Origin of the sequence: Achromobacter ruhlandii (assembly GCF_902859695.1) — a bacterium.
In the GTDB taxonomy this organism is placed as follows: Bacteria; Pseudomonadota; Gammaproteobacteria; order Burkholderiales; family Burkholderiaceae_B; genus Achromobacter; species Achromobacter ruhlandii.
This window is the reverse complement of the sequence record NZ_CADIJL010000033.1, coordinates 1-19,081: the sequence shown is the minus strand read 5'-3', so window position 1 is coordinate 19,081 and position 19,081 is coordinate 1. Positions and strand designations below refer to the sequence as shown.

The following is a 19,081-nucleotide window of genomic DNA, read 5'->3' as shown; positions in this document are numbered from 1 at the left end:
CCCACCAGGAAAATCCATCATTTCTGACGTTTATTCGTGATCTATCATCACCAATGCCCGCTACCCGCCGCCCCTCGTTGAACGACCTGCGCGCCTTCGAGGCGGTGGCGCGCCTGGGTTCCGTGCGCGCCGCCGCCGACGAACTGTCGCTGACCCATGGGGCGGTCAGCCGCCGCGTGACAAAGCTGGCCGACGACTTGGGCCTGACGCTGGTGGAACCGGCCGGACGCGGTCTGCGCATCACCGACGGCGGCCGCTTGCTGGCCTCGTCCATGGGCCGGGCGCTGGCGTTGATCCACGACGCCATCGACACCTTGCAGGCGCGCGACGCGCAGCGCCCCGTGGTGCTGTCGTGTGAACGGTCGATCGCCATGCGCTGGCTGATTCCGCGCCTGTCGCGGTTCCAGGACCGGCACCCGGACATCGAGCTGCATCTGTCGGTCGGCGGCGGGCCGCTGGACTTCGCCCGCGACCAGGTCACGCTGGCGCTGCGGCGGCTGGATTTTCCGGTGCATCCCGACTGGATCGTCACCCCGCTGATGGCGGAGCGCATGGGGCCGGTGATGGCCCCGTCGCTGCTGCCCGCGTTCGAGGCCGGCGACTACGTGGCGCTGTCTTCGCGCACCCGGCCGCGCGCCTGGGACGACTGGCTGCGCCAGGCGGGGCTTCCCGCCCCTCGCGCCACGCGCAGCCTGGATCATCATTTCCTGATGGTGGAAGCGGCCGCCGCCGGCCTGGGCGTGGCGCTCAGTCCGCGCCTGCTGGCGCTGGACGACCTGCGCAGCGGACGCCTGGTCGCGCCGGCCGGATTCGCCCCGGATGGCTCGCACTACGGATTGATCGAGTCGCGCGGCGCCCCGGCGGGCGCCGCGCCGGCGCTGGCGGCGTTGAAGCAGTGGCTGGCCGAAGCGGCGGCCGAGGCCTGAAAAAAAGGACGTTTGCCGGCGCCGTTATTGCGGCACGGCGGCGTCCTTGTCGAGCCGCTTGATGAACACCAGCAATTCCTTTTCGACCTGTTTGTCGCCGCGCGCCTGCGCAGCCTTCAGGCCCGACTCCCAGGCGGCGCGGGCGCCGGCCTTGTCGCCGCGGCCGAGGCAGGCCTTGCCCAGCCATTTCCAGGCCACCGAGTAGGCCGGATCGAACACCAGCGAGGCGCGCAGGTGCGTCTCGGCGTCGCCGTAGCACTCCTGCTCGGCGTAGGCCTTGCCCAGCGAGAATCGCAACAACATGTTGTCGGTGCCCTTGGCCAACATGGTTTCCAGACGATCGATCATTTCCCGCATGGCCGCCCTCCTTTGCGCCGCTTGCGCTGACTGCGATGGCACATGATAGGCCGCTGCCGCCGCGTCGGCCGCAATGGCCCCGCGCCGCGCAGGGAAAGCGGCGGCGCATGGCACAAGCATCGGTTTCCTTGCGTTTCAAGCGGCGTCGCGACGGGAATCGCGGTGCGACTATCCTGTCACACGCTCAGGGCCTGCCGCGTCCCCCGCCGCCGGCCGGCCCTGACCGCCTGCTGACGGCAGGCCGCAACCGTCAACCCGCAAGGTGCCCGCTTCATGCCGAACATGCGCCTCTTCCTGCGCCGCCTGGCGCCCCGGCTGCCGCCGCTGGCGGCCCTGGCGCTCGCCGCGCCCCTGCTGGCCGCGCCCCCCGGCACGGCCCCGCCGCCCGCCGCGCCCAAGCCCGCCGCCACCGGCCACGAAGCCGAAGCCCGGGCGCTCGACGCCGCGCTGGTCAACCGCATCACCTGGGGCGCGACCCCGGCCGAATTGGCGCGCATGCGCGCAATGGGCCCGCAGCGCTACCTGCAGGCGCAACTGCACCCCGATCCGAAGGCGCCCCTGCCCGCCGCGGTGCAACAGCGCATCGACGCGCTGTCGATCTCGCGCCAGAGCGCCGAGGACGCGCACGCCGAGCAGCGCCGCCTGCGCCAGGACGCCAAGGATGCCGGCCCCGATCCGAAGCAGCAGGCCCAGCGCGACGCCCGCGCCATCTCGCGCCAGCGCGCCGACGACACCGCCAGCCGCGCGTTCTACCGCGCGCTGTACTCGCCCAACCAGTTGCAGGAACAGATGACCTGGTTCTGGATGAACCACTTCAACGTCTACGCGGCCAAGAACGACATCGGCACCTACATCGACCAGTACGAGGAACGCGCCATCCGTCCGCACGCGCTTGGCAAGTTCCGCGACCTGCTGGCGGCCACACTGCGTTCGCCGGCGATGCTGGCGTACCTGGACAACACCCAGAACGCCGCCGGACACATCAATGAAAACTACGCGCGCGAACTGATGGAGCTGCACACGCTGGGCGTCAAGGGCGGCTACACGCAGGCCGACGTGCAGGAACTGGCGCGCATCCTCACCGGCCTGGGCATCCACAACCAGGACGGGCCGCCCAAGGTCCGGCCGGCGCTGCGCGACCAGGTGGTGCTGGACGGCCTGTTCGTGTTCAACCCGGCGCGCCACGATTACGGCGACAAGCGCTTCCTGGGGCACACCATCCGCGGCGCCGGCCTGGCCGAGGTCGACGAGGCCGTGGACCTGCTGACGCGCCATCCCGCCACCGCGCGCTTCATCAGCGCCAAGCTGGCCGCCTACTTCATGGGCGACGCGCCGCCGGCCTCCGTGATCGACAAGATGGCCAAGACCTTCCAGGCCAGCGACGGCGACATCGCCGCCACCTTGCAGACGCTGTATGGCTCGCCGGAATTCACGCAGTCGCTCAAGACGGGCGTGTTCAAGGACCCGGTGCATTACGTCTACTCGGCCCTGCGCCTGACCTATGCCGACCTGCCGCCCATCGTCAACCCGCGGCCGGGCCTGGCCATGCTGCGGCAACCGGGTCAGCCGTTGAACCAGCGCCTGACGCCCGACGGCTACCCGCAGGCGCAGTCGGACTGGGCCGGCTCCGGCCAGATGACCGCGCGCTTCGAAGTGGCGCGCGCCATCGCCGCCGCGCCGCAGGCCTTCTATCGCGAAGGCGACGACAAGGGGCCGGTGGAACTGCCGCGCCTGCCCGAGCTGTTGCGCGAGAACGCCGGCGACGGCCTGTTCGCGCGCCTGTCGCCCGCCACCCGCGACGCCATCGCCCAGGCGCAGAACCCCAGGGACGCCAACACCTATCTGCTGGCCTCGCCCGAATTCATGCGGCGCTGAGGCGCCGCGGGAGAAACCCATCATGGACCGCCGCCGCATCCTGCAACTCCTGGCCTCGGCGCCGCTCGTCTTCGGCGCCAACCGCTTGTACGCCGCGCCGGCCGCCGCCGGCAACAAGCTGCTGGTCGTCTTCATGCGCGGCGCCTACGACGCCGCCAGCCTGCTGGTGCCGGCCGGCAGCGACTTCTATTACGAGTCGCGCCCGAGCATCGCCATTGCCAGGCCCGGCAGCGGCGCCGGCGCCGCGCTGCCCCTGGCCGACGGCTGGGCCCTGCACCCGGCGCTGGCCGACAGCCTGATGCCGTTCTACCAGAAGCGCCAGCTGGCCTTCGTGCCGTTCGCCGGCACCGACGACACCAGCCGCAGCCACTTCGAGACCCAGAACCGCATCGAACTCGGCCAAGGCGCGGCCCGCGACACGAATGGCGACTTCCGCTCGGGCTTCCTGAACCGCCTGGCCGCGACGCTTGGCGGCAAGGACGAACAGGCGGCGGCCTTCACCTCCGAAGTGCCGCAGATCTTCCGCGGCGCCGAGCGCGTGCCCAACATCGACCTGGGCGGCGCGGCCCGCAAGTCGCGCCTGTCCGAGGCCGACAACCGCGCCATCGCCGCCATGTACCAGCACACCGACCTGGGCGCCTCGGTCGCCGAGGGTCAGCGCATCATGGGCGCCACGCGCGCCGAACTCGACGCCGAGATGGAGGCCGCCAGCGGCAACGCCGTATCGGCCGACAGGCTGGAACAGGAAGCGCGCCGTATCGGCCGCTTCATGCGCGACCGCTACAACCTCGGCTTCGTCGACGTCGGCGGCTGGGATACGCACGTCGGCCAGGGCGGCGCCAGCGGCTTGTTGGCCAACCGGCTCGGCCAGCTGGGGCGGGCGCTGGCCGGCTACGCCGATGCCATGGGCCCGGCCTGGCAGCAAACCACGGTGGTGGTCATCAGCGAATTCGGCCGCACCTTCCGCGAGAACGGCAACAAGGGCACCGACCACGGCCACGGCACGGTCTACTGGGTGCTGGGCGGCCACGTGCGCGGCGGCCGCATTGCCGGCCGCCAGGTCGCGGTCAAGCGCGAGACCCTGTTCCAGGACCGCGACTATCCGGTGCTCAATGAATACCGCGCGTTATTCGCCGGCCTGTTCTCGCGCCTGTACGGCCTGAGTCCGGCGCGGCTGGCGCAGGTGTTCCCGGGCATCACGCCGCTGGACCTGAAACTGGCCTGAATCCAGACCAAGGGTATACCCGTATCGGCATCAGGGATTTGCGCCGGCGCGCGCGGGCCGCTGCTCTAAAATCCACGGTCCCTTCCCTGCCGCCGCGGCCCCCAGCGCCCGGTTTTCTCCCCGGTTTTCCATGCCCCTGCATCTCATCGCGCTGGCCGCCGCCGCCTTCGGCATCGGCACCAGCGAATTCGTCATCATGGGCCTGCTGCCCAACGTGGCCGCCGACCTGGATGTCAGCATCGACATCGCCGGCCTGCTCATCACGGGCTACGCCATGGGCGTGGTGATCGGCGCGCCCATCATGGCCATCATCACCGCGCGTCTGCCGCGCAAGGCCACGCTGATCGGCCTGGCCAGCACCTTCGTGCTGGGCAACCTGCTCTGTGCGCTCGCGCCCGGCTACGCCACCTTGATGGCGGCGCGCGTCTTCACCGCCTTCTGCCACGGCGCCTTTTTCGGCATCGGCGCGGTGGTGGCGGCCGACCTGGTGCCGCGCCACCAGCGCTCCAGCGCCATCGCGCTGATGTTCACCGGCCTGACGCTGGCCAACGTGCTGGGCGTGCCGCTGGGCACCGCGCTGGGCCAGGTGGCGGGCTGGCGCTCGACCTTCTGGGTGGTCAGCGGCATCGGGCTGGTCGCGGTGGCGGCGCTGGCGGCGTGGCTGCCCGGCCGCATCCCGATGCAGCCCGGCAACATCCTGCGTGAATTCCGCGTGCTGCGCGACGTGCGCGTGCTGTGGCCGCTGGTCGCCAGCGTGCTGGCCTCGGCCGCGCTGTTCTGCGTGCTGACCTACATCGCGCCGATCCTGCGCGACATCACCGGCGTGTCAGAACGCGGCGTGACCGGCGTGCTGCTGCTGTTCGGCGTGGCGCTCACGGTGGGCAGCACGCTCGGCGGCAAGCTGGGCGACCGCAACCTGGAAGTGTCGCTGCGCCGCATCTTCCTGGGCCTGCTGCTGGTGTTCCTGGCGCTCAGCCAGGCCATCCACGCGCTGGCGCCGATGCTGGTGATGACCTTCATCTGGGGCACGCTCGGCTTCGCCGTGGTGCCGCTGCTGCAGACCCTGATCGTCGACCAGGCGGCCGAGGCCCCCAACCTGGCCTCGACCCTGAACCAGGGCGCCTTCAACCTGGGCAACGCCGGCGGCGCCTGGCTCGGCAGCCTCGCGCTGGGCCACGGCCTGCCGCTGACCGACCTGCCGTGGATGTCGGCGGCCATCACCGCGGCGGTGTTGCTGCTGACCCTGTGGGGCACGCGCTACTATGGGCGCCACGCCGGGATGGCGCGGCCGCCGCAAACCGGCGCGCTGGCCTCGTCCCGTTCCGACGCCTGACCCAAGGAGCCCGCATGAGCACGATCTACGATTTCTCGGCCCGCGACATCCACGGCGCCGACCAGCCGCTGGCCGCCTACCGCGGCCGGGTGCTGCTGGTGGTGAACGTGGCCTCGAAATGCGGCTTCACGCCGCAATATTCGGGCCTGGAAGAGCTGTACCGCGCCCTGCGCGACGACGGCCTGACGGTGCTGGGCTTCCCGTGCGACCAGTTCGGCCGCCAGGAGCCGGGCAACGAGGCCGAGATCCTCGACTTCTGCACCACGCAGTACGACATCACCTTCCCGCTGTTCGCCAAGATCGACGTCAACGGCGCCAACGCCGACCCGCTGTACCGCTGGCTCAAGGGCGAAAAGCCCGGCGTCTTCGGCACCGAGGGCATCAAGTGGAACTTCACCAAGTTCCTGGTGGGCCGCGACGGCCAGGTGATCAAGCGCTACGCCCCCACCGACACGCCGGCCGGGCTGAAGGACGACATCGTCCGCGCGTTGGCCGCGCCGGCCGCCTGACGGCCGCCAGGCCGGGCAGCCGCCGCCAGCCGCGCCCGGGTCCTGGCGCCGCCGCAGGACGTGCCGCGCTGGCCCTCGCGCCGGCGACGCGCCCGATTCCGCCGCGCCCGTTCAACGCAACGGCGGCAGCCGGCGGCGCACGGTGTGCGCCTTGACGATAGCGGTGTTGGTCTCGGCGAACTCGGTCACGCGTTCCAGGATGCCGTCCAGATGCGTGATCGAACGCAGCACCACCCGCGCGATGAAGCAGTCATCGCCCGTGACCTTGTCGCATCCGACGAATTCCGGAATTTCCTGGATCAGCCCCTCAACCCGCCGCAACTGTCCGGGCAGCGGCCGGATGCGCACGATGGCCTCCAGCGTGTAGCCCAGCGCCACCGGATCGACGTCCAGCGTGTAGGCGCGGATCACCCCCGATTCCTCCAGCCGCCGCAGGCGGTCGGCCACGCTCGGCGCGGACATCCCGACCTGGCGCGCCAGGTCGGCGGTGGTGGTGCGCGCATTGGCCGTCAGCATCTCCACCAGGCGGCGGTCGATGCCGTCCAGGACTGGATTTTCATTCTTTAGGTCATTCTGCATAAATTCCACCCGAACGAAGGTTCAAACACAAAACTGCCGCAGCAACATCATATAACCGGCCCGATCGGCCTGGGATAATTTCTCCATCGAATCACGGACCGCATGGTCCCCTGGAGCCTTCCATGTCCCCCTCATCCGATCGCGTTGGCCTGGCCCAGATGGCCGCCGCCATGACCCTGTCCGGCACCCTGGGCGTGTTCGTCCTGGAATCCGGCCAGAGCGCCTGGAACGTGGTGTTCTTCCGCTGCGTCTTCGGCGCCCTGTCGCTGTTCCTGTATTGCTGGGCGCGCGGCCTGCTCAAGCCCGGCCTGTTCACGGCCCGCACCCTGGCGCTGGCCCTGGCCGCGGGCGCCGCGCTGGTGCTGAACTGGGTGCTGCTGTTCTCGGCCTACCGGCTGGCGTCGATCTCGCTGGCCACCGCCGTCTACAACGTGCAGCCCTTCTTCCTGATCGGCCTGGGCGCGCTGTTCCTGGGCGAACGGCCCACGCGCGGCAAGCTGGCCTGGTCGGTGATCGCCTTCGCCGGCCTGCTGCTGGTGCTCAAGCTCACCGACCACAGCGGCGGCGACGCCTATCTGTCGGGCCTGCTGCTGGGGCTGGGCGCGGCGGCGCTCTACGGCGTCACCGCCGTCATCGTCAAGCGCCTGAAGGGCATCCCGCCGCAGGTGCTGGCGCTGGTGCAGGTGACGCTGGGCGCGGTGATGCTGCTGCCGATGGCCGACTTCCAGGCACTGCCCGCGGCCCCGCTGCAATGGGGCTACCTGGTGGCGCTGGGCCTGATCCACACCTGCCTGATGTACATCCTGATGTATTCGGCGATCCAGAAGCTGCCGACCACCTCGACCGCCGCGCTCAGCTTCATCTATCCGGCCGTGGCGATCCTGCTGGACCTGGTGGTGTACGGCCACCGCATGGACGCCACCCAGGTGCTGGGCGTGGCCATGATCTTCCTGGCGGCCGCCGGCGTCAGCCTGAACTGGCAGTGGCGCCTGCGCGGCGGCGCCCGGCCCGGCGCGGCCTGAACGGGGCCGGGCGCCAAACCCGCACCGCGCCCCCGGGTATTCGGCCGCCCGCCCGGGGCGCCGCTATCATGGACCTTCCGATCCGCCGGCAGTGGCCGGCGGCGCCAAGACGCTGAGGAATCCCCATGATCGATCTCTATTACTGGACCACCCCGAACGGCCACAAGATCACGATTTTCCTGGAAGAAGCCGGACTGCCTTACGAGATCCACCCGGTCAACATCAGCAAGGGCGACCAGTTCAAGCCCGAATTCCTGGCCATCGCGCCCAACAACCGCATTCCGGCCATCGTCGACCAGCAGCCCGCCGACGGCGGCGCGCCGCTGTCGCTGTTCGAGTCCGGCGCGATCCTGCAGTACCTGGCCGAAAAGACCGGCCGCTTCCTGCCCGCCGACCTGCGCGGCCGCGCCGAGGTCTCGCAATGGCTGTTCTGGCAGATGGGCGGCCTGGGCCCCATGGCCGGCCAGAACCACCACTTCTCGGGTTACGCGCCCGAGCGCATCCCCTACGCCATCGAGCGCTACGTCAAGGAAACCAACCGCCTCTACGGCGTGCTGAACAAGCGCCTGGCCGACCGCGAGTTCGTCGCCGGCGACTACTCCATCGCCGACATGGCGGCCTACCCCTGGATCGTGCCGCACGCCAAGCAAGGCCAGGACCTGAACGATTTCCCGCACCTGAAGCGCTGGTTCGACGCCATCGCCGCGCGTCCGGCCGTGCAGCGCGCCTACGCGCTGGCCGACAAGGTCAACACCGCGCCGTCGGTCAGCGACGACGAGTCGCGCCGCATCCTGTTCGGCCAGACCGCCCAGAACGTGCGCTGAGCGAGGCCGCCATGACCGATTCCCCGCTACGGTTCCGCCGCGCGCGCGCGGGCGACCTGCCCGCCATCGTCGCCATGCTGGCCGACGACGAACTCGGCGCCAGGCGCGAAGACCCCTCGGTTCCGCTCAACCCCCGCTACACTGCGGCTTTTGCCGCCATCGAGCAGGACCCGAACCAGTTCTTCGCGGTGGTCGAGCGCGACGCGCGCCTGATCGGCTGTTTGCAGTTATCGTTCATACCCGGCCTGTCGCGGCTGGGCCAATGGCGCGGACAGATCGAGAGCGTGCGCATCGCCTCGTCGGCGCGCGGCCAGGGCCTGGGACGCGCCATGTTCGAGTGGGCCATCGAGCAGTGCCGCGCGCAGGGATGCGCCATGGTGCAGCTGACCACCGACCGCGCCCGGCCCGACGCCCGCCGCTTCTACGAAAGCCTGGGCTTCGTGGCCAGCCATGACGGCATGAAACTGAGCCTGTAGCGCCGCCCCCGGCGCCAGGCCTGATACACAAAGGAGCGCCCATGCACGGCGAATACAAAGTCCCCGGCGGCAAGCTGGTGGTCGCGGACCTGGAAGTCCGCGACGGCCGCCTGGCCGATGTCCGCATCAGCGGTGATTTCTTCCTCGAACCGCCCGAGGCGCTGGAAGCCATCAACCGCGGCCTGAACGGCCTGCCCGCCGACGCCGGCGAACTGGAACTGGCGCTGGCCGTGCAGTCGGCGCTGCCGCCCGACACCGAAATGTTCGGCTTCTCGGCCGAGGCCGTGGCGGTGGTGCTGCGGAGGGCGCTGGCATGACCCGCACCGACTGGAACGACTACGACTGGCAACTGATCCACGAAGCGCCGCAACGCCCCGCGCTGCACATGGCGCTGGACGCCGTCATCACCGACGAAGTCGGCGCCGGCACCCGCCCGCCCACGCTGCGCATCTGGGAATGGTCGGCGCCCGCGGTCGTGATCGGCCGCTTCCAATCGCTCAAGAACGAAGTCGACCCCGAGGGCGCCCGGCGCCACGGCATCGAGGTCGTGCGCCGCGTCAGCGGCGGCGGCGCCATGTTCATCGAGCCCGGCAACAGCATCACCTATTCGCTGAGCGCGCCGCAGGCGCTGGTGCACGGCATGAGCTTCCAGGAAAGCTATGCCTTCCTGGACGCCTGGGTGCTGCAGGCGCTGCAGGGCCTGGGCATCAAGGCCTGGTACCAGCCGCTCAACGACATCGCCTCGGACATCGGCAAGATCGGCGGCGCCGCCCAGGCGCGCCGCGCAGGGGCAGTGCTGCACCACGTCACTATGTCCTACGACATCGACGCCGATAAAATGGTGGAAGTCTTGCGCATCGGGCGCGAGAAACTGTCGGACAAGGGCACCACCAGCGCCAAGAAGCGCGTGGACCCGCTGCGCACCCAGACCGGGCTGGCGCGCGAGGTCATCATCCAGCGCATGGTGGACACCTTCGCCAGCCTGCACCGGCTGACGCCGGGCCAAGTGGGCGCGGCCACGCTGGCCCAGGCAGAGGCCCAGGCCGCCGAAAAGTTCTCCACGCCCGAATGGACCGCGGTCGTTCCCTGAGGCGCCACGGGTTTGAGTCGGACGGTCGCGCCCGCGGGCGCGGCCGGGTTTTCTGGAGGTAGTTCAATGCGTCTTCCCCGCAAGCCGCGCGGCCTGTCCGCCGCGGGTTTGGGAGCCGTCCTGCTGGCCCTGGCCGGCTGCGGCAGTTCGCCCCCCGCCAACATCACCCTGGACTCGCCGACGGCGGCCGCCAGCACGGCCACGCCCGAGAAGATCGGCGACCTGGCCACCGAGCGCATCAAGTGGGCGTCCAACAAGCCCGATTGCAAGGGCGACTGCCCGCGCATCGAGATCGACAGCGTGGCCTTTCCCGGCATCCCCAAATTGAGCGCGCTGGTCGACCACGTACTGGCCTACATGACCGGCACCGACGCCAATCGCCGCGGCCCGTACGAGACGCTGTCGGAATACACGCAATATTTCTGGTCCACCGCGCGGCCGCGCGACGCCACCTACTTCAAGGCCAGCGTCAAGGACACCGTGGGCGACATCGTCTCGATCGAGCTGCACACCGAGCAGTTCCTGACCGGCGCCGCGCACGGCATTCCCGCCACCCAGTACCTGAACTGGGAACGCAGCCGCGGCCGCGTCATGGCGCTGGACGAAGCGCTGATTCCCGGGCGCCGCGCCGAATACGTCGCCGCGTTGCGGCAGGCCCACGCCAAGTGGCTGGCCGGCAACAGCGACGCCAAGCGCGACCCGGCGGCCTATAACAAGATGTGGCCGTTCCAGGAAAGCGACAACTTCGCGCTCACGCGCGACGGCATCGTGGTCAAGTACGACGCCTACTCGATCGCCCCCTACTCGCATGGCGAACCGGAACTGAGCATTCCGTACTCGGACCTGCGCGGCATCCTCAAGCCGGAACTGCTGCCCAAGTCGTGAGGACCCGCGCGTTCCGGCCGGCGGCGCCGGTGGCCGCCATACCGCCGTAAGCGACGCGCCCCGCCCACTCCGCGGCCCAAAATGGAAACCGCCCCTGTCGGGGCGGTTTTCCTGTCTTCCTCTGGCTCCTCCGCGCGCCGGGCCTGGCCCGGCGCCAGAAGGACTTACGGGTACAGGCCGCGCACCTGGCGGGCCTGCAGGATGCGCGTGCAAGCCACGATGAAGGCGGCGGTGCGCAGCGTCACCTTGTGCTCCCTGGCCACCTGCGCGATCGAGGCGTAGGCCTCGCGCATGATGCGTTCCAGACGCTGGTTGATTTCGTCCTCGCTCCAGAAGAAGCTGGAGAAGTCCTGCACCCATTCGAAGTACGACACCGTCACGCCGCCGGCGTTGGCCAGCACGTCCGGCACCACGTACACGCCGTTCTCGGCCAGGATGTCGTCCGCTTCCGGCGTGGTCGGGCCGTTGGCGCCTTCCACCACGATCTTGGCGCGCACCTTGGCGGCGTTGTCGGCGGTGATCTGGCTTTCCAGGGCCGCCGGGATCAGGAATTCGGTTTCGAGCGTCCAGAACTCGTTCTTGTCCAGGGCCTGGCCGCCGGAGAAGCCGCCCACGCCGCCATGCTGCGACACGTGCGACAGCAGCTTGTGGACGTCCAGGCCGGCGGCGTTGTGCACCGTGCCGGTGTGGTCCTGCGCCGCGATGACCTTGGCGCCGGCTTCATGGAACAGGCGGGCGGCGGTGCCGCCCACGTTGCCGAAGCCCTGCACCACCACGCGCGCCTTGGACACGTCGATGCCCAGGTCGCGCGCGGCTTCGCAACCGACCACGAACACGCCGCGGCCGGTGGCCTCGACGCGGCCCAGGCTGCCGCCCAGCGCGATCGGCTTGCCGGTCACGACGCCGGTGGCGGTCGAGCCTTCGTTCATGGAGTACGTGTCCATCATCCAGGCCATGGTCTGGGCGTTGGTGTTCACGTCAGGGGCGGGAATGTCCTTGGACGGGCCGATGATGACGCCGATTTCCGAGGTGTAGCGGCGCGTCATGCGCTCGAGTTCGGATTGCGACAGCTTGCGCGGGTCGACGCGGATGCCGCCCTTGGCGCCACCGTACGGCAGGTTGACCGCGGCGTTCTTGACCGACATCCAGGCGGCCAGCGCCATCACTTCCGACAGGGTCACGTCCTGGTGGAAACGCACGCCGCCCTTGCCCGGGCCGCGCGAGGTGTTGTGCTGCACGCGGTAGCCCTCGAAGTGGGCCACGCTGCCATTGTCCAGCTCGATCGGCACGTCGACGATCAGCGAGCGCTTCGGGCGCTTCAGGGTCTCGACCCAGCGCGCCAGCGAACCGAGGTACGGGGTGACCCGGTCGACTTGTTGCAGGTAATTACCCCAGGGGCCGAGATCGTCGGCATTCAGATAAGACGGCAAGGCATGGGTGGGAGTTTGAGACATGGACATGCTCTCCTGACAAAGTTGCGCCATTTTATCCATATCCTTATTATGTCCCCATATTTTATGAAAAAATATTAATTGGGGACATAACACGGAAACGGAGACCGCGAGCGTTGCCGAGCCTGCCGAAACGCTGCGCCTATCCTAGCCCCGCGCGCCAGCAGCGTCCAGCCCGCACGGCCCGGCCGACATCCACCGGGGGACCACCAGGCCGGGCAACTTTCCGCCGCGTGACTTGCGACACGCCCTGGCCCCGCCCGTCCCCTTCCCGCGCCGCCGCTCCATCGCATCCGTGTGTCAGCCGCCGCCGGAACGCTGTCGCACCTTGCTTGAAACCGTCATCCACTTGACCCAGAATCAACCGGCCCCGGTTTCAGCGGTACCCGGCACCGGCGGCGTTCCAAAGCTTGTCATCCCGCGTTGCCGGCGGGCGACCCCCGCTTGCATCACTGCACTCATGAAAATCAACCATAGAGGTGCGCATGTCGGATTTTTCCCTGATTGACAGCAATGACCCGCGTTACGCGACCCTGCAAAAGGGTTTCAACCTGCGCTTCCCCACCACGGGCCAGGGCGCCAACGCCATCTACGTCTGCAAGACCCCGCAGGACGTGCTGGACGCGGCCAACGCCGCGCTGGCCCAGGGCTGCCGCATCACGGTGCGCAGCGGCGGCCACTGCTACGAAGGGTTCGTCGCCAACAAACTGCCCGGGGACCACGGCCAGCCGCTGGCCATCATCGACCTGAGCCTGATGACCGGCCTGCGCTACCGCGAGGCTGGCGACATCCCCTCGCCCTGGAACCCCGCCGCGCGCTACCGCTTCGCGGCCGCGTCCGGCAACCAGAACTGGGACGGCTACCTGGACCTGTACAAGACCGCCAACCGCACCCTGCCCGGCGGCTCGTGCTATTCGGTCGGCTCGGGCGGGCACATCGTCGGCGGCGGCTACGGCCTGCTATCGCGCCTGCACGGGTTGACGGTGGACTGGCTCTCGGGCGTGGACATCCTGGTGCCGCAAGGCCCGGGCGCGCGCAAGCTGGTCGCCAAGCACGTCAACCTGCACAGCACCGGCGCCGACCGCGACCTGTTCATCGCCTGCCGCGGCGGCGGCGGCGGCAACTACGGCATCATCCTGACCTACTACTACGCCGACCTGCCCGCCGCGCCCCAGGAAGCCTACTGGCTGTCGCTGTCCTACCCCTGGGCCAGCTTCGGCGCCGGCGCCACGGGCCGCGCCAACTTCGCGCGCTTCATGCGCGCCTACTGGCAGTGGTTCGCCGACCACGACGCCGACTGGAACAGCCCCGACCCGGCCAAGGCCAACGGCGGCCTGTTCACGTTGCTGAAGGTGCAGCACCGCTCGACCGGCGACGTGGTGCTGAGCATCCAGTACACCGGCAAGGACGGCAAGGTCGGCGGCGCGCGCGACCAGCCGTTCCTGGACTTCGTCGCCACCATGAACGCGGCGGCCAGCGCCGCGCCCGCCGTCAACCTGTCCACCCATTGGTACGGCCCGTCGCACCGCGTGGTCCATCCGGCGCCGCGGATGCTGGCCCATGCGGTCAACGATGCGCAGAAGATGGACTGGCTGTGGCTGACGCAGAGCATCAACGGCTCGGGCAGCAACCAGCGCGGCAAGTACAAGTCCGCCTATCACAAGGCCAATTTCAGCGACGTCGAGATCATGGCCCTGTGGGAATACCTGAACGGCTCGGACGACCCGCGCCTGAATCAGGCGCTGGTGCAGATCGACTCGTACGGCGGCCGCATCAACCGCAACGACGAGACGACCAACCCGACCAGCGTATGCCAGCGCTCGTCGCTGCTGAAGTCGCAGTTCCAGGTGTACTGGACCGATCCGGCCCAGGACGCCTTCCACATCAAGTGGATCGCCGACCTGTACGACGAGTACTTCGCGCAGTACGGCGGCAAGCCCAGCAACCAGCCGGGCTCGCCGTTCGAGGGGTGCTACATCAATTACCCCGACACCGACATGAAGTACACCGACGCCAGCCACAGCCACGTCGATCCGCAGTGGCTCGACCTGTACTACGGCAACAAGACCGCCGCGCTGATCGCCACCAAGCGCAGCGTCGATCCCGACAATCTCTTCCACCACGAGATGTCGATCCCGCTGGCCGCGCCGCAGGCGTGAAAAAGCCCGCCGCCATGCGCCGCGCGAGCGGCCATGACGGCGGGCGGGAAGTCCGCGGCGGATCTCGCGCCGCGGACCGTGTCAGGCGGACAGCAGTTGCCAGGCCAGGCGCGCCGCCGCGCGGGCGCCATGGCCGTCGATGTCGAAGCGCGGACTGTACTCGGCCATGTCGGCCAGGCGCAGCTTGCCGCTGGCCTTGACGCGCAGCACGATCTCCTCGATCACCGCCATCGGCACGCCATAGGGCGCCGGCGCCGACACGCCCGGCATCACCGCCGCCGGCAGCACGTCCAGGTCGATGGTCAGGTAGACGTGGCGGGCCCGCGCCAGCAAGGCGTCGACGTTCGCCAGGCGCGCCGCCAGGTGGCGTTCCTGCATGTCGCGGTCCTCGACCCACACCGCGCCCACTTCGGCCGCCCGCGCGTACAGCGCCGGCGTATTGGCCAGCCGCGACACGCCCAGGCAGGAGTATTGCAGCGCCAGCCCCTGTGCCTCGCAGTAATGCGCGATCTGGTCGAACGGCGTGCCGGAACTGCCCGGCCGGCCGGTGCGCAGATCGAAATGCGCGTCCAGGTTCAGCACCAGCACCGGGCCCTCATCGCCGCGGTCCGCCAGCCAGCGCGCCAGGCCCTGGAAGCTGCCCCAGGCGATCTCATGACCGCCGCCCAGCACCACCGGGCGGGCGCCCTGGCGCAACAGGTCGGCCACCGCCAGGCCCAGCCGCTCCTGCGCGTCTTCCAGCTGGTCGCCTTCGCAGGCCACGTCGCCCGCGTCCAGCAGGCGCGTCAGGCCATGCGCCGGCAGGCCGGCCATGTACTTGCGGATGCCGGCCGGGCCGGCGGCCGCGCCGACGCGGCCCTGGTTGCGAGCCACGCCCGCATCGCAGGCGAATCCCAGCAGCACCGGCTCGCCCGCCGCCGGCGCCTGGCCGGCGGCCGGCTCGACGATGTGCGCCAGGCGGCGCGTGTCGCCGCGCTCGGCGCTGTCGTCGCGCGCGGTCCACAGGCTCCGGTCGAGTTGCGCCGCCGTCATGCCGCCCCCTGCCCCGTGCTCAGCACGGCCTGCAGGAACTCGCGGGTGCGGGCCTCGCGCGGCTGGCTGAAGATGACCTCGGGCGCGCCCGATTCCAGGATCACGCCGCCGTCCATCACCGCCACCACGTCGGCCACGTCGCGGGCAAAGCCCATTTCGTGGGTCACGACCATCATGGTCATGCCTTCGCGCGCCAGCAGCTTCATGACCTGCAACACTTCGCCCACCAGCTCCGGGTCCAGCGCCGAGGTCGGTTCGTCGAACAGCATGACCTTGGGCTGCATCGCCAGCGCGCGGGCGATCGCCACGCGCTGCTTCTGGCCGCCCGACAGGCTGGCCGGCATGGCCGCCATCTTCTGCGCCAGGCCGACCTTGCGCAGCAGGTCCTCGGCCAGCGCGTTGGCCTCGTCGCGGCCCATGCCGCGCAGCGTGCGCGGCCCGACGGTGACGTTGTCCAGCACCGACAGGTGCGGGAACAGGTTGAAGCCCTGGAACACCATGCCGACCTGCATGCGCAGGCGGTTCAGCGCCGCCTCGGGCAACTGCTCGCCCTCGTTCTGCAGCATCTGGCCGCAGATCTCGACGGTGCCGCCCTGGGCCACTTCCAGCCCGTTGCAGCAACGCAGCAGCGTGCTCTTGCCCGAGCCGCTGGGGCCGATCACCACCACCACCTGCGACGGCAGCACATCGAAGTCGATGCCGCGCAGCACGGCGTGGTCGCCATAGGATTTCTGCAGGCCGCGGATGCGGATCATTTCTTTCGGATTCGCGGCGTTCATTGCACCATCCCCCCCGCGCGCAGGCGTTGCTCGATCCTGCGCAGTATCAACATGGCGGCCGTGGTCAGGACCAGATAGATCAGCGCCACCACCAGATAGGTTTCCAGCGAGCGGTACGACACGCTGATGATCTTCTGCCCTTCGTGCATCAGGTCATGGATGGTCAACAGCGACACCAGCGCCGAATTCTTGATCAGCGCGATGAACTCGTTGCCCAGCGGCGGGATCATGCGCACCACCGCCTGCGGCAGGATGATGATGCGCATGGCCTGGCCCGACGACATGCCCAGCGAACGGGCCGCCTCGGTCTGGCCTCGGTCGACCGACTGGATCGCGCCGCGCACGATTTCCGACACGTAGGCGCCGGAATACATGCCCAGGCCCAGCACGCCGCAGGCGAACGCCGGCAGCGTCACGCCGAACTGCGGCAGGCCGAAGAACCAGATGAACAACTGCACCAGCAGCGGCGTGCCGCGAAAGAACAGCAGGTAGACGCTGCACAGGTTGTAGATGATGCTGCGCTGCGGGTTGAGCCGGCCGACGCCGACCAGCAGGCCGATGACACAGCCCAGCAGCAAGGCGCCGGCGGTCACCTCGATGGTGACCACCGCGCCGCGCAGCAACGCGTCGAAATCGGCGAAGACGGGAGCAAAATCCAGGTTCATTTCGCGGGCGCCTCGAACCACTTGTTGACGATGGCCTGGTAGCTGCCATCGGCCTTGATCTTCCGCAGCGCCTCATTCAGGCCGCGGGTCAGTTCCGGCTTGTTCTTGGGCACGGCGATGCCGTAGTCCTCGGTGGTGACCTGGTCGGCCAGCACGGTCAGGTCGGTGGTGCTCTGGGCGAACAGCTTGGCGGCCGGCTTGCCGGTCACGGCGGCATCGGCGCGGCCGATCTGCACCAGGTTGAACATCTCCTGGTTCTTCTCGACCTCGACGCGCTGTACCGACGGATAGTGTTCCTTCAGGTAGTTGACCGACTTGGTGCCGACCTGCACCGACACCTTGCGGCCGTCCAGGTCCTTCAGGGTCTTGACCGGGCCGTCCTTCTTGGTCAGCACCACCAGGCCACCGGCGTAGTACGGGTCGGTGAAATCCACCACCTTGCTGCGCTCGGGCGTGATGTAGATGGCGGACACGGCGATGTCGGCGCGGCCGGCCTGCAGGGCGGGAATCAGGCCCTTGAAGTCGATGTCGATCCATTCGACCTTCTTGCCCATGGCGGCGGCCAGGGCCTCGACCAGTTCGATGTCAAAGCCGGTGCGCTTGCCGTCCTTGACGAACTCCATGGGCGGGAAGGTGGCGTCGGTCACGGCGCGGATGGTTTCCTGGGCGTGGGCGGTGCCCATGCTCCAGGCCAGGCCCAGGGTCAGGGCGGCGGTCAACAGGGTGCGGCGAGTGGTCATGGCAAATCCTGAAAGAAGAAGGTGGATGCGGATACGGCGATCGATGCGGCGTAACGGGTGATCTAGAGATGAGGCGGCAATGGCGGGGACAGCGAGGAATCCGGATAGGCGCGGGGTCAGTGCGCCTGCAACTTGCCCGAGATGCGGCGGGCGGCGGCGACGGTCAAGTCGATGAAGGCCTGGGGCCGCTGGGCCGCGCGGGTCGACGGCGCCATCAGGGTGATCGAGGCCACCGCCTGGTTGGCGCGCTGGAAGATCGGCACGCTCACGCCCCAGACGCCGGCATCGACCTCACTGTCGGTCACGGCATAACCCTGGGCACGGATGGCTTCCAGTTCGTCGGCCAGGCGCGCCGGGTCGACGCCCGATTCGCGCGCCAGCACGGCCAGCGCCGCCTGCTGGCGCGCCGCCGGCATGAAGGCCAGCAGCGATTTGGCGGAAGCGCCGCGCGCCAGCGGCAGGCCGCGCCCCTTGGTGAAGGAACAGCGCAACGGATGCTGGCTCTCGACCATGTCCAGGCACACGGCCTGGTCCTTGACCGCCACCAGCAAGCCGATGGTCTCGCCCGACGCGGCGGCCAGCGCCGCCATGTCCGGCTGCGCCTCATGGATCAGGAACGAAGACTGGTCGAAACCCCAGGCCAGTTGCACGCACAGCGGACCGGGGCCGTATTCACCCTCGTGTTCGGCGACGAAACCCCAGCGCTTGAGCAGCGCGACCTGGCGATACAGCGTGCTCTGGGCCAGGCCGGTCTTTTCCGCCAACGCGGCGATGCTCAGGGGACCGTCGTGCCGGGCCAGCGTGGCCAACACGTACAGCACGCGGTCCGCGCCCGCCCCTACCGACTGATCCATCAACAAGCACTCCAGGTTTGATGGCCGCAGATTATCAATTTATGGTTCTGAACGTTGAAATTTTTCCCATCCAATGAGAATTCACAGGGAAAACCCCGAACCCGCCGCCGGCAACGGCCAATAAAAAACCCGCCACGAGGCGGGTTTCGGGACAAGCCAGGCAGGAGCCTCAGGGCGTGGCAGGCTTGTCGTAGTTGTTCAGGCGCACGCCGGACACCCCGCCGACGCTGGACGAAGACTTGGGGCTGGCTTCCGGCGCCGGCGCCAGGGGCGGCGGCGCGGCGGGCGGCGGCGCGGCGG

General features: G+C 69.2%; 20 protein-coding genes. 12 read left to right on the top strand and 8 right to left on the bottom strand.

Translation table 11 applies throughout. The annotated features are described in order from the left end of the window. Positions 1–53: 53 nt before the first annotated feature. Positions 54–926 (top strand): LysR substrate-binding domain-containing protein, encoded by an 873-nt coding sequence (locus tag HV742_RS26515; protein WP_054416168.1) that lies wholly within the window; start codon positions 54–56, stop codon positions 924–926. A gap of 24 nt (positions 927–950) precedes the next feature. On the opposite strand, the gene HV742_RS26510 is transcribed toward HV742_RS26515, so the two are convergent. Next, the gene (locus tag HV742_RS26510; RefSeq protein ID WP_080977441.1) at positions 951–1,283 is read right to left on the bottom strand and encodes a hypothetical protein; all 333 of its coding nucleotides are present in this window, start codon (positions 1,281–1,283) and stop codon (positions 951–953) included. 273 nt (positions 1,284–1,556) lie between these two features. Here HV742_RS26510 and HV742_RS26505 point away from each other — a divergent pair, with 273 nt between their 5' ends. The 4 genes from HV742_RS26505 to HV742_RS26490 all read left to right on the top strand — a co-directional run bounded on the left by HV742_RS26505 (position 1,557) and on the right by HV742_RS26490 (position 6,225). Further along, on the top strand, positions 1,557–3,158 hold the full coding sequence (locus HV742_RS26505; RefSeq protein ID WP_175146780.1) for a DUF1800 domain-containing protein: 1,602 nt from the start codon (positions 1,557–1,559) through the stop codon (positions 3,156–3,158). A gap of 22 nt (positions 3,159–3,180) precedes the next feature. After that, on the top strand, positions 3,181–4,383 hold the full coding sequence (locus HV742_RS26500; protein WP_175146779.1) for a DUF1501 domain-containing protein: 1,203 nt from the start codon (positions 3,181–3,183) through the stop codon (positions 4,381–4,383). A 130-nt stretch (positions 4,384–4,513) separates the two neighbouring features. After that, a complete protein-coding gene (locus HV742_RS26495; protein ID WP_063583558.1) occupies positions 4,514–5,716 on the top strand; it encodes an MFS transporter in 1,203 nt (400 codons plus the stop codon). A gap of 14 nt (positions 5,717–5,730) precedes the next feature. After that, positions 5,731–6,225 carry a glutathione peroxidase gene (locus tag HV742_RS26490; RefSeq protein WP_049074158.1) on the top strand — a complete coding sequence of 165 codons (495 nt, stop codon included), beginning with the start codon at positions 5,731–5,733 and terminating at the stop codon, positions 6,223–6,225. A 111-nt stretch (positions 6,226–6,336) separates the two neighbouring features. Here the strand turns inward: HV742_RS26490 and HV742_RS26485 are convergent, their stop codons facing one another. Then, positions 6,337–6,804 (bottom strand): Lrp/AsnC family transcriptional regulator, encoded by a 468-nt coding sequence (locus tag HV742_RS26485; protein WP_049074160.1) that lies wholly within the window; start codon positions 6,802–6,804, stop codon positions 6,337–6,339. A 122-nt stretch (positions 6,805–6,926) separates the two neighbouring features. Here HV742_RS26485 and HV742_RS26480 point away from each other — a divergent pair, with 122 nt between their 5' ends. From HV742_RS26480 to HV742_RS26455, 6 genes are all read left to right on the top strand, one after another. Continuing rightward, on the top strand, positions 6,927–7,826 hold the full coding sequence (locus HV742_RS26480) for a DMT family transporter (RefSeq protein WP_049074161.1): 900 nt from the start codon (positions 6,927–6,929) through the stop codon (positions 7,824–7,826). 125 nt (positions 7,827–7,951) lie between these two features. Next, on the top strand, positions 7,952–8,650 hold the full coding sequence (locus HV742_RS26475; RefSeq protein ID WP_054416172.1) for a glutathione S-transferase N-terminal domain-containing protein: 699 nt from the start codon (positions 7,952–7,954) through the stop codon (positions 8,648–8,650). Positions 8,651–8,661: 11 nt separating this feature from the next. Continuing rightward, positions 8,662–9,126, top strand: a complete 465-nt coding sequence (locus HV742_RS26470; RefSeq protein ID WP_054416173.1) for a GNAT family N-acetyltransferase — start codon at positions 8,662–8,664, stop codon at positions 9,124–9,126. 41 nt (positions 9,127–9,167) lie between these two features. Further along, complete coding sequence (gene lplB, locus HV742_RS26465; protein WP_006385315.1) at positions 9,168–9,443, top strand: lipoate-protein ligase small subunit; 276 nt, start codon at positions 9,168–9,170, stop codon at positions 9,441–9,443. Then, on the top strand, positions 9,440–10,216 hold the full coding sequence (locus HV742_RS26460) for a lipoate--protein ligase family protein (protein ID WP_049074166.1): 777 nt from the start codon (positions 9,440–9,442) through the stop codon (positions 10,214–10,216). Before lplB ends, HV742_RS26460 begins: the two co-directional genes overlap by 4 nt. 66 nt (positions 10,217–10,282) lie before the next feature. After that, on the top strand, positions 10,283–11,101 hold the full coding sequence (locus HV742_RS26455) for an RsiV family protein (RefSeq protein WP_059270173.1): 819 nt from the start codon (positions 10,283–10,285) through the stop codon (positions 11,099–11,101). Positions 11,102–11,265: 164 nt separating this feature from the next. On the opposite strand, the gene HV742_RS26450 is transcribed toward HV742_RS26455, so the two are convergent. After that, positions 11,266–12,555 carry a Glu/Leu/Phe/Val family dehydrogenase gene (locus HV742_RS26450; RefSeq protein WP_049074175.1) on the bottom strand — a complete coding sequence of 430 codons (1,290 nt, stop codon included), beginning with the start codon at positions 12,553–12,555 and terminating at the stop codon, positions 11,266–11,268. A 482-nt stretch (positions 12,556–13,037) separates the two neighbouring features. On the opposite strand from HV742_RS26450, the gene HV742_RS26445 reads away from it, so the two are divergent. Then, positions 13,038–14,711 (top strand): FAD-binding oxidoreductase, encoded by a 1,674-nt coding sequence (locus HV742_RS26445; protein WP_175146778.1) that lies wholly within the window; start codon positions 13,038–13,040, stop codon positions 14,709–14,711. Between the two features lie 81 nt (positions 14,712–14,792). On the opposite strand, the gene hutG is transcribed toward HV742_RS26445, so the two are convergent. The 5 genes from hutG to HV742_RS26420 form a co-directional block, all read right to left on the bottom strand. After that, positions 14,793–15,743 (bottom strand): formimidoylglutamase, encoded by a 951-nt coding sequence (gene hutG, locus HV742_RS26440; RefSeq protein ID WP_175146777.1) that lies wholly within the window; start codon positions 15,741–15,743, stop codon positions 14,793–14,795. Continuing rightward, entirely contained in the window at positions 15,740–16,522 is a 783-nt protein-coding gene (locus tag HV742_RS26435; protein ID WP_049074181.1) for an amino acid ABC transporter ATP-binding protein, read from the bottom strand. The genes hutG and HV742_RS26435 overlap by 4 nt, the downstream gene beginning before the upstream one ends. Continuing rightward, the gene (locus tag HV742_RS26430) at positions 16,519–17,187 is read right to left on the bottom strand and encodes an amino acid ABC transporter permease (protein ID WP_049074183.1); all 669 of its coding nucleotides are present in this window, start codon (positions 17,185–17,187) and stop codon (positions 16,519–16,521) included. Before HV742_RS26430 ends, HV742_RS26435 begins: the two co-directional genes overlap by 4 nt. Next, entirely contained in the window at positions 17,184–17,927 is a 744-nt protein-coding gene (locus HV742_RS26425; protein ID WP_116793408.1) for a transporter substrate-binding domain-containing protein, read from the bottom strand. The genes HV742_RS26430 and HV742_RS26425 overlap by 4 nt, the downstream gene beginning before the upstream one ends. A 116-nt stretch (positions 17,928–18,043) precedes the next feature. Next, complete coding sequence (locus HV742_RS26420; RefSeq protein WP_171904997.1) at positions 18,044–18,784, bottom strand: IclR family transcriptional regulator; 741 nt, start codon at positions 18,782–18,784, stop codon at positions 18,044–18,046. Between the last annotated feature and the right edge of the window lie 297 nt (positions 18,785–19,081).